Source organism: Achromobacter sp. GbtcB20 (assembly GCF_019091095.1).
GTDB lineage: Bacteria > Pseudomonadota > Gammaproteobacteria > Burkholderiales > Burkholderiaceae_B > Achromobacter > Achromobacter mucicolens.
Genome location: NZ_JAGXJZ010000006.1, coordinates 186,374 through 199,855, shown reverse-complemented (window position 1 = coordinate 199,855; position 13,482 = coordinate 186,374). Strand labels below are relative to the sequence as shown.

10 protein-coding genes are annotated in these 13,482 nt (G+C 67.4%); 1 reads left to right on the top strand and 9 read right to left on the bottom strand.

Translation table 11 applies throughout. The features are described 5' to 3' along the window. The first annotated feature begins 6 nt into the window (after positions 1–6). Positions 7–1,554, top strand: coding sequence for a glucose-6-phosphate isomerase (gene pgi, locus KVT32_RS11295; RefSeq protein WP_217618209.1), 1,548 nt, complete (start codon positions 7–9; stop codon positions 1,552–1,554). Here pgi and KVT32_RS11290 read toward each other — a convergent pair. From KVT32_RS11290 to KVT32_RS11250, 9 genes are all read right to left on the bottom strand, one after another. Continuing rightward, a complete protein-coding gene (locus tag KVT32_RS11290; RefSeq protein WP_217618208.1) occupies positions 1,544–2,677 on the bottom strand; it encodes a glycosyltransferase family 4 protein in 1,134 nt (377 codons plus the stop codon). The two genes, pgi and KVT32_RS11290, sit on opposite strands and share 11 nt — an antisense overlap. Beyond that, complete coding sequence (locus KVT32_RS11285; protein WP_217618207.1) at positions 2,674–3,831, bottom strand: glycosyltransferase; 1,158 nt, start codon at positions 3,829–3,831, stop codon at positions 2,674–2,676. Before KVT32_RS11285 ends, KVT32_RS11290 begins: the two co-directional genes overlap by 4 nt. Continuing rightward, positions 3,828–4,943 carry a glycosyltransferase family 4 protein gene (locus KVT32_RS11280; RefSeq protein WP_217618206.1) on the bottom strand — a complete coding sequence of 372 codons (1,116 nt, stop codon included), beginning with the start codon at positions 4,941–4,943 and terminating at the stop codon, positions 3,828–3,830. The genes KVT32_RS11285 and KVT32_RS11280 overlap by 4 nt, the downstream gene beginning before the upstream one ends. A gap of 3 nt (positions 4,944–4,946) precedes the next feature. Continuing rightward, positions 4,947–6,878: an asparagine synthase (glutamine-hydrolyzing) gene (gene asnB, locus KVT32_RS11275; RefSeq protein WP_217618205.1), complete on the bottom strand. Its 1,932-nt coding sequence runs from the start codon at positions 6,876–6,878 to the stop codon at positions 4,947–4,949. Positions 6,879–6,922: 44 nt separating this feature from the next. Continuing rightward, on the bottom strand, positions 6,923–8,065 hold the full coding sequence (locus KVT32_RS11270) for a glycosyltransferase family 4 protein (RefSeq protein WP_175156093.1): 1,143 nt from the start codon (positions 8,063–8,065) through the stop codon (positions 6,923–6,925). Next, entirely contained in the window at positions 8,066–9,415 is a 1,350-nt protein-coding gene (gene murJ, locus KVT32_RS11265) for a murein biosynthesis integral membrane protein MurJ (RefSeq protein WP_217618204.1), read from the bottom strand. It abuts the gene before it with no gap. Beyond that, positions 9,412–10,437 (bottom strand): SDR family oxidoreductase, encoded by a 1,026-nt coding sequence (locus KVT32_RS11260; protein ID WP_062839990.1) that lies wholly within the window; start codon positions 10,435–10,437, stop codon positions 9,412–9,414. The genes murJ and KVT32_RS11260 overlap by 4 nt, the downstream gene beginning before the upstream one ends. 11 nt (positions 10,438–10,448) lie before the next feature. Next, positions 10,449–11,726, bottom strand: a complete 1,278-nt coding sequence (gene tviB / locus KVT32_RS11255) for a Vi polysaccharide biosynthesis UDP-N-acetylglucosamine C-6 dehydrogenase TviB (protein WP_128828976.1) — start codon at positions 11,724–11,726, stop codon at positions 10,449–10,451. A gap of 93 nt (positions 11,727–11,819) precedes the next feature. Next, entirely contained in the window at positions 11,820–12,926 is a 1,107-nt protein-coding gene (locus KVT32_RS11250; RefSeq protein ID WP_056325286.1) for a glycosyltransferase, read from the bottom strand. Between the last annotated feature and the right edge of the window lie 556 nt (positions 12,927–13,482).

Here is a 13,482-nt window from a genome sequence, read left to right as displayed (position 1 = left end):
TCGCCCATGTCGTTAGCCAACAGCCCCGCGTGGCAGCAGTTCACCGCCGCAACACGCACGGCATCCCGGGATGGCCAGAAGCTGCGCGTCATCAATGCGCCCGGGCTGCGCCTGGACCTGAGCGCACAGGCGCAATCGCCCGAACTGCTGGCCGCCTCGCGGGCGCTGCTGGCGCAGCAGGACTTCGATACCTGGCGCGCGCGCCTGTTCGATGGCGGTCAGGCCAATTGGACGGAAGGACGCGCCGCCTGGCACACCGCCTTGCGCGCGGCCGAGCCGCCTGCAATGGTGGCCAAGGCGGTGCTTGCCGAGCGCGAACGCCTGCGCGAATTCGTGCGCGCGGCCGACGCGGCCGGCCGCTACAGCGGCGTGCTGCATCTGGGCATTGGCGGCAGCGATTGGGGACCGCGCCTGGTCACCCGCGCGCTGCGCCACGAGGGCGCGCGCCGCGACGTGCGCTTTGCGTCCAACGTGGACTCGCATTCGGTTGCCGAAGCGATGAGTCACCTGGATCCGCACAATACGCTGGTCATCGTTGCCTCCAAGTCGTTCACCACCACCGAGCCGCTGGCCAACGCCGAGGTCGCGATGAACTGGCTGCGCGAAGCCGGCGTCGCCGATCCGATCAAACAGGTCGTGGCGATCACCTGCAACGTCGAGGCGGCGCTCAACCTGGGCATCCTGCCCGACCACATCTTCCAGATCTGGGACTGGGTCGGCGGGCGCTATTCGCTGTGGTCCGCGATCGGCCTGCCGGTCGCGCTGGCGTTCGGCAACGACACCTTCGACCGGCTGCTGGCGGGCGCGGCGGCCATGGACGACCATTTCCGCAGTGCGCCGCCGGACGAGAACGCGCCCGTGCAGCTGGCGCTGGCCGGCGTGGCCAACCGCAGCGTGCTGGGCTATGACTCGCTGGTGATCGCGCCCTACGATTCGCGGTTGCATCACATCGTGCCGTGGGCCCAGCAGCTTGAAATGGAATCGCTGGGCAAGGTCGCGACGGCCGACGGCAGTCCCGCCGGTGTGCCAACCGGTCCCGCGGTGTGGGGGATGCCGGGCACCGATTGCCAGCACACGTTCTTCCAGTGGCTGCATCAGGATGCGGCCGGCGCGCCGGTGGATTTCATCCTGTGCGAACAGCCGGACCATGCGTACGCCCGGCACCACGAACTGCTGGTCGCCAACTGCCTGGCGCAGCGTTCGGCGCTCTTGCGCGGCAAGACCTTTGAAGAAGCCCTGGCGGAAACCTCCGCCACGGAACGCGATCCGGCACGCGCGCGCCTGCTGGCGCAACACCGCGTGCACCCGGGCGGGCGGCCGTCGTCGCTGATCGTGCTGCCGCGCCTGGAAGCCTATACGCTGGGCGCGCTGCTGGCCCTGTACGAGCACAAGGTGTTCACGCAAGGCGTGATCTGGGGCATCAACCCCTTCGATCAGTGGGGCGTGGAGTTTGGCAAGGTGTTGGCCAAGAACATCATGCGCGAGCTGGACGCGCCCCAGCCCAGCCAGCAGGACCCGTCCACGCGCTTCTGGATCGACGCGATCAGGCGCTAAGCGCGTCGTACAGCGCGACGTGAATGCGCGCGACCTGGTTGATGTCGAACTCGCGCTCGGCGAGCGCCCTGCCCGCCGCGCCCATCGCCTGGCGCAATGACGCGTCCTCGGCCAGGCGGGCAATGGCGTCGGCCAGGGCGGCGGCGTCGCGCACCGGCACCAGGAGGCCGGTCACGTTGGGCTCGATCGCGTCCCGGCAGCCCGGCACGTCGGTCGTGACGACCGCGCGCCCGCAGGCGGCGGCTTCGATCAAGGATTTCGGCAGGCCTTCGCGGTAGGACGGCAGCACCGCGATGTGCGCGGCTGCATACAGCGCCGCCACATCCGATCGCTCGCCCAGCGCCTGCACGCAGCCGTCCTGCTGCCACGCGTCGACATCGGCCTGCGTGGCGGAAGCCGGGTTGCCGGCGTCCAGGCCGCCCACCAGTTGCATCGTCACCGGTACGCCACGTTCGCGCAGCAGCCTTGCCGCCTGAACGAATTCCTGCACGCCCTTGTCGCGCAGCAGGCGCGCCACCATCGTGACGACCACGGGCGGCGCAGGCGGCTCGGGCGTAGGACGGAAGGCGTCAAGGTCCACCCCCGCGCCGCGGATGATGACTACCTGCTCATCGCGTACCGCGCCCAGCGACTTGAGCAGGTCGCGGTCGTTGGCGTTCTGGAAGATCACCCGGCTGTTCGGATGGCCCAGCGCGATGCGATACAGGCGCGCCACCACCGCGCGCACCAGCCGCATCTTCAGCGAATTGGACAGGAACACGAATCCCAATCCGGAAATCGCCGCCACCATGCCCGGCACACGCGCCAACCGCGCGGCGATGCCGCCGTACAGCACGGGCTTGATGGTGACCAGGTGCACCACGTCGGGCCGCAGCCGGCGGAACAGGCGGACCAGCGCCAGCAACGTGCCCAGTTCCTGCAGCGGGCGCTTGCCGCTGCGCGTCATGGGAATGGCGTGATGGGTCATGCCCAGCGCCTGGATGTCGGCCACGGCGGGGCCGTCCATCGTCGCGACGTGGACGTCGTAGCCCGCCTTCTGCGCGGCCAACGCGACCGGCACGCGGTGCGACATGAAGAACGCCGGGTTGTTGACGACAAACAGCAGGCAGCGTCCGGCGCTCATGCTTGGACTCCAGAAATACGGCGCCAGACGGCGATATAGCTTTGCACCATGCGTGCAAGATCGAAATGTTCCAGGACGCGCGCGCGTCCCGCCTCGCCCGCGCGCTCGCGGCCTCGCGCGGCCACGTCGCACAGCGCGGACTCGATGCCGCGGGCCAGGGCCTCGGCCTGCTCGGGCGGCACCACCACGCCGGTATCGCCGACGATGTAGGCGGCGTCGCCCACGTCCGTCACCACGCAATACACGCCGCACGCCATGGCCTCGGCCACCACGTTGGGAAAGCCTTCGGCGCAGCTGGACAGCACGTGCAGGTCCAGTCCGTTCATGACGGCCGGCACGTCGTCGCTGGGGCCATTGAGCACCACGCGGTCGCGCAGATCCAGTTTGTCGAGCAAGGCGCCAAGCTGCGCGTTGCCGTCGGTCATGTCGCGCCCGATCAGCACGCAGCGCAGCCCCGCGTCGCGGCCATCGCGCACCAGCGCGGCCACGGCGCGCAGCAGGTTGGCGTGGTCCTTGAGCGGATCCCAGCGCGCCACGCAGCCGATCACGGGCACGTCCTCGGACAGTCCCCATGCGGCGCGTACGCGCGAGCGCGCCTGCGGATCCGGCGCGTAGCGCGACAGGTCGTAGCCGTTGGCGATCACGACCATGCGGTCGCGGCGGTAGCCTTTTTCAGCGTGGCGCTGCGCGGCATTTTGCGCGGCGCACACGATGGCGCGCGGCACGCTGCCCGACAGCATGGCGCATGCGCGCAGCACCAGCCGCGCCGAGCGGCTGCTGCGTTCAAGGTGTGCCCCGGAATTGCGGATGCCCCAGGCGATGGCGCGCACGCCCGCCAGGCGGGCGGCCAGGCCGCCGATCAGGTCGGCGTGGTACATCCAGGTCTGCACGGCGTCCGGACGGGTCGAGGCGATCAGACGGCGAAGCGCCAGAAAACCGCCCAGGCTGACACGCCCGCGTTTCATGCCCAGCGTGTGCACCGCGACGCCCGCCGCGCGCAGGCGTTCGCCATACAGGCCTTCATCCGTCAGCGAGACGACCGTGTGCTCGACGTCCGCCTGCGGCCAGGTCGCGAGGCGGAACAGCACGGATTCCGCGCCCCCCTGCCCCAGCCCGGTGATGACATGCAGAATGCGCAGCGGCCGGGTGCTCATCGCCCCTCCCGCACCGCTTCGAACAGTTCATCCCATTCGGTCAGCACGCTGGCAAGCGCGTAGCGCTGGCGCACGGCCGCGGCGGCGCGCGCGCCCAGTTGCTCGCGCAGGGACGCATCGCTCATCAGGCGATGCAAGGCATCGGTCATTGCGACCCGGTCGCCCGCAGGCACCAGCAGCGCATCCTGGCCGTCGCGCGTCATCTCGCGCGGACCGCTGGGACAATCGAACGCCGCGCACGGCAGCCCCAGCGACATGGCTTCCAGCAACACATTGGGAAAGCCCTCGACGAGCGAACTGAGCACGAAGGCCTGACCGCGCGCCAGTTCTTCCCATGGCGCTTCCGTGCGGCCGGGCAGGCTGACGCGCGACTGCAGGCGCAGGCGCGCCACCTGTTGTTCAAGCGCGCCGCGCTCGGGGCCTTCGCCCCAGATGCGCAGGTTCCAGTCCGGAAACTCCGGCGCAAGCTGCGCGAAGATGTCGATCAGCAGATTGAATTGCTTGTCGGGCACCAGCCGTCCCATCGCGATCAGCTCGCGCGGGCCAGCATCTTGGCGCTGCTGCACCAGCGGCGCATCCAGCAGTGGCGCGGGCAGCGGATTGGGAATGACGGCCAGACGCCGGATGCCGGGCACCTGACGCGCGAAAGGACCCGCGGTGTCTTCCGCCTGCACGGTCACCATGTCGGCGCGCGGATACAGCACGCGGCGCAGCTTGCGCCAGACAGCGCCCGTGGTGGTCTCGGCAACCGGATTGGTGCGCTCGCAGACGATGAGCGGCACATTCAGGCCGCGCGTGGCCAGGATGGCGGCCACGTTGACGTTGGTGAGAAAGGACACGACCACGTCGGGCCGGGAATCGCGGATATGCTTGCGCAGGACCAGCAATCGCTTGAACGCCGCCATCGCGCCCGTCGCCCGGGTGCCGGCCAGATCCGCCAGCCACGCGAGCTGGACCTTGTCCGACAGGGGATAAAAGCAGGTGCCCTTGGATGAGTAGGTGGGCGTCAGGATGACGGTGTCTCCGCGCTCGGACCATGCGTTGACCAGGGTCGCCGCGACGCGTTCCGCGCCGCCGGCGTGCATGGAGCTGACCAGCATCAGTATTTTCATTCCTCAACGGTCCTCAATCGGTCCCCCTTGATCCATCCCCGCCCGGTAGCGGTCCAGCCAGGCCTGCATCATCAGCACGCCCCACAGATGGCTGTCCCAATTGCGATGCCCCGACGCGTGCTCGCGCCATTTGCGCAGGATGGGCTCGGGTTCGAACCACCCTTCCTGGCGCAGGCGCGACGGATTCAGCAGCGCGTCGGCCCATTCCCGCAAGGGACCGCGCAACCACGCGGCCAGCGGCACGGCAAAGCCGCGCTTGGGGCGGTCGACCAGCGCCTGCGGCACGTGGCGGTGCAGGACCTGCCGCAACAGCCACTTGCCCGTATTGCCGCGCACCTTGTATTGGTGCGGCAGGCTCCAGGCGAATTCATAGACGCGGTGGTCGATGAGGGGCACGCGGGTTTCCAGGCTGACGGCCATCGCCGCGCGGTCCACCTTGACCAGGATGTCGTCGGGCAGGTAGGTCACCGTGTCCAGCTTCATCATCGATTCGAAGAACGACCCCTGCATGGCGCGTTCGAACACCGACTCGGGTTCCACGCCGCTCTTGACCACACGGGCGGGGTCTGACCAATACGACACGAACAGGCGGTAGAACTCGCCTTGCGTGTCCGCGCGCAGCAGTTCGCCCAGCTTGCCGACCTTGCCGCGCCAGGCGCCGCGGCCGGGCAGATGGGTGGAGGCGCTGAGCATCGCGCCGGCCGGCTTACGCAGCAGGCTGGGCACGCGTTCGAACTGGCGCCACCAGTTGTCCACCCGGAAATAACGCGAATAGCCGCCGAAGAGTTCGTCGCCGCCGTCGCCGGACAACGCCACCGTGACGTGCTGGCGCGCCATGCGCGTGACGAGCGACGTCGGGATCTGCGACGAGTCGGCAAAGGGTTCGTCATACATGTCGGCCAGCGTGGGCACGACCGCCAACGCGTCGTCCGCGGTGACGTAGAGTTCGGTGTGATCGGTGCCCAGGTGCGTGGCCACGGCCTTCGCGTGCTGCGCCTCGTCGTAGCCCTTCTCGTGAAAACCGATGGCAAAGGTGCGCACCGGCTGCGAGCTCTGCGCCTGCATCAACGCCACGATGGTGGACGAATCGATGCCGCCGGACAGGAAGGCGCCCAGGCTCACGTCGGACAGCATCTGTCCGCCCACGGCCTTGGACAGCACGCGTTCCAGCGCATCGGTGGCTTGCGCGTCCGAATCGAACGACAGGCGGTGCTGCGCAGCCGTGTCCGCGGCCTCGCGCGCCGACCAGTACACGCGCGGCTCCGGCATGCGGCGGCTGCGGGTGTCGTCCGCCGAGAACTCGACCCACGTGCCGGGCGGCAGCTTGGCGATGCCTTCGTAGATCGACTGCGGCGCGGGGATGTAGTTGTGCCGCATGAACGAGGCGAGCGCGTTGCGGTTCAGGTTGCGCCCGAACCCCGGAATCGGCATCAGGCCCTTGAGCTCCGAGGCGAACACCAGTTCGGCATTGGAGTAGCCGTAGTAGAGCGGCTTTTCGCCCATGCGATCGCGCGCCAGCACGAGCTTGCGCGCGGCCTTGTCCCACAGCGCGATGGCGAACATGCCGACCGCGGCCTGCAACGTGGCTTCGATGCCCAGCGCGGAAAAGCCCGCGAGCAGGGTCTCGGTGTCCGAATGGCCGCGCCAGTCGGGCGCCCGCGCCGAGTCCTCGAGCTGCTTGCGGATGTCCAGATGGTTGTAGACCTCGCCGTTGAACACCATCACGTAGCGCCCGCACGCGGACGTCATCGGCTGATGGCCGGCTTCGGTCAGGTCCAGGATCGCCAGGCGCACGTGCGCCAGCGCGACGCCGGCGTCAGTATCTTCCCAGAACCCATTGCTGTCGGGCCCACGGTGGCGGATGCGCCGGCAGCTGTCCGCCAGCACCTGATCCTTGTTCCCCAGGGGGCCCCAAATTCCGACTATTCCACACATGATGAGATTCTCGTGGTCACCGTAGCAACGGCGCGCGCGGGGCCCTAGCGGCCCTTCGCCCGCACGCCGTCAAAAAGTTCCTGCCATTTCCGCAGCACGCGCACGGCCGAGAATCGGTCGCGCACGTCGGTGGCCGCCTGCGCCAGGCGCGCGCGGCCATTGTCATCGCCCATGACCACGCCAAGCGCCTCGCACAGCGCGGGCACGTCGCCGTTGGGCCGCACCAGCACGCCATCGATGCCGTGGCGGATGATCTCGCGCGGACCCGTGTCGCAATCGAACGAGACCGCCGCCAGACCGCTTGCCATGGACTCGAGCAACGTGTTGGACAGCCCTTCGAAGCGCGAGGTCAGCACGTAAAGATCGGCGCTGTCGTACCAGTCGCCGACATTGCCGGCACGTCCCGGCATCGAGATGCGCGATTCGAGCCCGGCCTCGCGCACCTGCGCTTCCAACGCCTGGCGTTCGCTGCCCTCGCCCAGAATAACCAGATCCCAGCCGGGATGCGACGGCGCCAGTTGCGCGAACGCCTGGATCAGCAGGTCGAAACCCTTGTCGCCGTGCAGCCGCCCGACCGCCAGGAGCCGCTTGCGGCCATCCCGGGGAGCCGGGTGCAAGAGCGGTTCGGCGCGCGGCAGCGGGAAGTGTACCGGGTTGGGAATGACTGCCAGCCGCGAGCCCGGCACATGCTGTTCCAGCCACTGCGCGGTGCCGCGGGTCAGCGCGACCACGCGCGCGGCGCGCGGATAGGTCAGCCGGCGCAGCCGCTGCCAGAAGCCCGACAACGTCTGGGACGGCGGATGGGTGTGTTCGGTTGCAATGACCTGACAGTTCAGCCCCGCAGAAGCCAGCACGGACAGCACCGACGCCGTGGTCATCATGCCCAGCACGATGTCGGGCCGGAACGACTTGATCACGCGGCGCAGCGCGCGCACCCGCTGCAGGTTGCTGAGAATGCCGCGCAGGCCGCCGCCCTCGCCCGCCGTGTGCAGGACCTCGCGGCGCACCTTGGGATGCAGCGCATAGACATCGCCGTCGGCGCTGGCCTGCGTGACCACCATGACCTCGCTGCCCTCGGACGCCCAGTGGGCGCTCAGGTCGGCGGCGACGCGTTCAGCGCCCCCGCCGTGCAGGGAATGGATGAACAGCAACACGCGCGCCGGACGGGCGGGGTTGGCTACGGACATTCAATCGGCCTCCTTGGGTTCGGCCTTGCGCATCGCCACGGCCAGGTAGCAGGCAAAGGACAGCACATACATGAGGCTGGTGGCCAGCATGATGCCGGCCGCGCCCATGCGGGGCGCCAGCACGGTGTTCAGCACGGCCTTCAGCGCAAAATTGGCGACCGCGATGGCGGCCATGATGCGGTAGCGGTTCTGGCTGGCCAGGAGTTGCACCAGGATCAGCACGCCGAAGTAGAACGGCAGCTGCAGCAAGCCCCAGCGCAGCACGTGCGCGACGGCTTCGGTGTTGTCGGCGGTAAAGGCGCCGCGCTGGAACAGCACCGACACGCCCCAGGGCGCCAAAACCCAGCCCAGCGCCACGGCGCCGGCGCCGGCGCCCACCATCAGCAACGACCATTTGAGCGCCATGCTGCGCGCGCGCGCCGTGTCGCCGCGCGCCTGCACGTCGGCCAGCACTGGGAGCGCGGCGCGGCCCACGGACACGGCCCCGATGCCCAGCAACAGGGACAGCAGCCGGCTGGCATAGCCGAGCGTGGCGTTGGCATTGGCGCCCAGGTTGGCGGCCGCGTACTGGTCCAGCGGACCCACAAAGCTCATGGCGACCTGGCCGATCAGCATCACGCCGGCCGCGCCCATCAGTTCAGGCCAATGCGGCGACTTCAGTGTCAGTGACGGCGCGCCCCAGAAGCCGCCGTCGGCGCGCGCGGCCAGCCAGGCCAGCCAGACGGTCTGGATGGCGTATCCGACCAGCGTGCCCCACAGCAGCGGTCCCACGCCCTCGGCGCTGGCGGCCAGCATGACCCAGGCCAGCGTTGCCACGGCAGGCACGCTGTCCAGCAGCGTGTTGACGTGACGTTCCTGCGCACGCAGCCGCGCGGCGCTGATGCCGGCGATCAGCAGCAACGCCGCCACGGGGGCAAAGGCGATCAGCAGGTCGCCCGTCATGGCGCGCACTTGCGCCGACAGGCCCTGCCCCAGCCAATCCACCACATACGGCCAGGCGAACCACGTCAAGAGGGCCAGTGCGACGCCGGCGGCGGCGACCCAGCCCTGAAGTTCGCGAATGAAGCGTTCTTTCTCGGCCCCGCCGGTGCGCGCCAGGCGCACCAGCACCGGGATCAGCACCACCGACAGCACGCCCACGATCGTGACGGGCAGCCAGGTGCCCATGGTCATCGTGAACTGGTAGGCGTCTACGGCGTCGCTGACGCCGTAGCGGTACGCCACCGCCATCTCCTTGATGGCGCCGGCAGCCTTGCCCAGCAGCAGAAACACCGCCACCCGGAACGCGCCTTTGAAGATGCGCTGATGATCCGGGTGGATGTTGCCGAGTTTTCGGACGAGTGCTTTCAACGCAGGAACTGCGTGTACCAGGGCATGGCGACTTCCAGGCCTTGCAGCACCGTATGCGTGGGCGCATAGCCCAGCAGGCGGCCGGCCTTGCCGATGTCGGCCTGCGAGTGGCGCACATCGCCCGCGCGGAAGTCAGCGTAGACCGGCTGCTTGGTGTAGTTCACGCCCTGATTGCCCAGGGCCTGCACCAGGAAGCTGAACAGCTGGTTCAAGGTGCTGCGGCCGCTGACGGCCACGTTGTAGACCTGGTTGCGGGCCTCGGGCGCGGCCAGCGCGCCCAGGATATTGGCCTGCACCGCGTTTTCCACAAAGCAGAAGTCGCGGCTGGTCTCGCCGTCGCCATTGATGGTGACGTCCTTGCCCTGGATCATCGCGGCGGTCCACTTCGGGATCACGGCGGCGTAGGCGCCGTCCGGATCCTGCCGCTTGCCGAACACGTTGAAGTAACGCAGACCCACCGTCTCGAAGCCGTAGGAGCGCGCAAAGACGTCGGCGTAGAGCTCGTTGACGTACTTGGTCACGGCGTACGGCGACAGCGGCTTGCCGATGTTTTCCTCGACCTTGGGCAGCGCCGGATGGTCGCCGTAAGTGGAGCTGGACGCCGCATAGACGAACGACTTCACCTTGGCGTCGCGCGCCGCGACCAGCATGTTCAGGAAACCGCCGATGTTGACTTCGTTGGTCGTGATGGGGTCATTGAGCGAGCGCGGCACCGAGCCCAGCGCGGCCTGGTGCAGCACATAGTCCACGCCTTCGGCCGCGCGGCGGCAAGCGTCCAGGTCACGGATGTCGCCTTCGATGAAGGTGAAGCGCGCCCACTGCTGCGGCGAAACCGAAGCCTGGACTTCGTCCAGGTTGCGTTGGTGGCCGGTCGCGAAGTTGTCCAGGCCGGTCACGGTCTGGTCAAGCTTGAGCAAGGTTTCCAGCAGGTTCGAGCCGATGAAGCCGGCGCAGCCGGTCACCAGCCACTTGCGCGGCGCGGCGGACAGTTCCTGGGTGACAGTCTCGAATCGTGTGGTCATGGCGAAATCCTTTACAGACGCAGGTCGGATTCAGCGGGCGACAGCACGTACTTCAGGTCGTACAGGATGTGTTGCGGCTTGCCAAGCTTGCGGATGCCTTCGGCGCCCATGTCCTTGAACTGGTTGTGCGCCACGGCGAGGATCACGGCGTCGTACTTGCCTTCCTCGGGCTTGGCCACCGGGGTCAGGCCGTATTCGTGCATGGCTTCGTCGGCGTCCACCCACGGATCGTAGATGTCCACGTCGACGTTGTAGTCGCCCAGTTCACGGACGATGTCCACGATGCGCGTGTTGCGCAGGTCGGGGCAGTTTTCCTTGAAGGCCAGGCCCATCACCAGCACGCGGGCGCCCTGCACGTGAATGCGGCGCTTAGTCATGCACTTGACCAGCTGCGACACCACGTAGCTGCCCATGGAGTCGTTCAGGCGGCGGCCCGCCAGGATGATCTCGGGGTGGTAGCCGATGGACTGTGCCTTGTGCGTCAGGTAGTACGGGTCCACGCCAATGCAGTGGCCGCCCACCAGGCCCGGACGGAACGGCAGGAAGTTCCACTTGGTGCCGGCGGCCTGCAGCACGGCTTCGGTGTCGATGCCCATCTTGTTGAAGATCAGGGCCAGTTCGTTGATGAGCGCGATGTTCACGTCGCGCTGGGTGTTCTCGATCACCTTGGCGGCTTCGGCCACGCGGATGCTGGACGCCTTGTGCGTGCCGGCGGTGATGATTTCCTTGTAGAGCTTGTCGACCAGGTCGGCGACTTCCGGGGTCGAGCCCGAGGTGACCTTCTTGATCGTGCTGACGCGGTGTTCCTTGTCGCCCGGGTTGATGCGCTCGGGGCTGTAGCCGGCGAAGAAGTCCTCGTTGAACTTCAGGCCCGACACGCGCTCCAGCACCGGCACGCAGTCTTCCTCGGTGGCACCGGGATAGACGGTGGATTCATAGATGACGATGTCGCCGCGCTTGAGCACCGCGCCGATGGTTTCGCTGGCCTTGACCAGCGGGGTCAGGTCCGGCTGCTTGTATTCGTCGATGGGGGTGGGCACGGTCACGATGAACACGTTGGCCTCGCCCAGTTCGGCGCGATCGGCGGTGTAGCTCAGCTGCTTGGCCTCGGCCAGCTCGGCGTCGCTGACTTCCAGCGTGTGGTCGTGGCCCGCCTTCAGCGCGTCGATGCGGCGCGTGTTGATGTCAAAGCCAATGACCGGGCGCTTCTTGCCGAATTCCACGGCCAGGGGCAGACCGACGTAGCCAAGGCCGACGACAGCGAGTTTCACATCCTGGATTCGCAACATAACTCTCCCTTCACCGTAGAACGTTTACGGCATTTTAAAGATGGTCTGGTGATGGATACCGAGCCCCCGGCGGCTATCGCCGGGGCACTCAAACTAATCGGTGGTTCGCAGCACGGACGGCAGCAAGAGCCACCCCGGGCGGCGCCAGGAGACCAGGCGCGCGTACAGCCAGATATAGACGCTGGCAAAGACAACCAGGCTGGCGCTCAGGGCCCAGGCGTTGTCCCACCAGATCGTGGCTGGCACCAGCCCGATCAGCGCCAGGACCCACATGTACGGGGACGCCAGCGCATTGCAAAGCGCGGGGACGGCGTGGCGCCGGCCGCGGCTGAAGGTGACCCGGACCAGCCGGCGGAACACGAGCTGGTGCAAGTGCAGCGCATCGGGCTGATCCACCGGCACGCCGCGCTTGAAGCGGCGGCGCCAGATCGAGAAACCGGTTTCGAAGACGGGGTAGAACAGGACCGCCAGCGCGTAGAACGGCGACACGGACGGGTTGCGCACAACCAGCAGCACCGCCAGTTCGGCCAGCATGAAGCCCAGGAAGTACGCGCCGCCATCGCCCAGGAAGACCCGGCCAAACGGGAAGTTCCACACGAGAAAGCCCAGGGTGGCCGACGCCAGCGCCGCGGCGACCAGGAAGATCGGCACATCGCCGACCTGCAGGGCAACCAGGCTGATCGACACCGCCATCAGCGTGGCGACCATGCCGGCCAGGCCGTTCATGCCGTCCACGATATTCAAGGCATGGGTACAGCCGCCCACCGCGAACATGGTGAACAGCAGCGAAACAGGCCAGAACGAAAGCACGTAATCCACAGGGGCCATGCCGACACGGCTGACGCCGCCCAGCAGCCACCACGCGATGGCCGCGGATAGAAAAGCGGCCAGCAAACGCTTGCTGGCGCCGATGTCCTTGGTGATGTCTTCAAGCAGGCCGGCCACGAAAACGGGCAACGCCGCGACGAACAGCGCGGGCCACAGCCAGGTAAGGGTCATGTTGCTGGGTCCGAGGACCAGCAGGCCAGCCAGCGTACCGGCAAGCACCGCCAGACCGCCGACGCGGGGCGTCGCGCGGGAATGATTGGCTTGGGGCTTGTTGAGGTCGCTATCGCCGGTAAACGCGCCATGCCAGCGCTCGGACGCCACGATGAGTCCCCCCACCATGAACGCGACCACGCATATGTACAGCCAGGTCACTGGATCACCTCTGGTTGGTCTATCGAGACAGGCCCGCCATTATCGGAGGCAGGTGTAACGCCCATATATGGGAGGGATAAAGAAGTGCAATTCCGCGGCACAGAACGTAACGCGCGCAGGCGGGCAATCCGTCCGCCGCGCATGTGACTGGAACGCGCTGGCGCGCGAGCGCCCGGCAGTACTGGTTTCATGTGGGAGATTGTAGAGCGTTCCGCCTCTGGGCACGCGAATTATCCGAGGGAAAACGCGGGGGCCTGACGGCCCGCGCGCAACCTCGCGACCCACGGAAAATGCCGCGATCGCTTACAAATAGGGACGCAACGATTCGGGACAAAAAAAAGCCCGAGATCGTGAGATCTCGGGCTAAATCCACCAAAGGAGGAGGGTGGAGGAGACAACCGTGGCATGTTGGGAGCTGGCTTTCTGCTCGCTACGCTTCCGGGGTTTTCACCGCGCCGTCTGCGTTTCAACATCCGATGTGTGAATAGTACCTACGTTTTTTGTGCGTTGCAAGATTTTTTTTGATCTATTTTTGACGGCCCGGGACGCGTTGCTT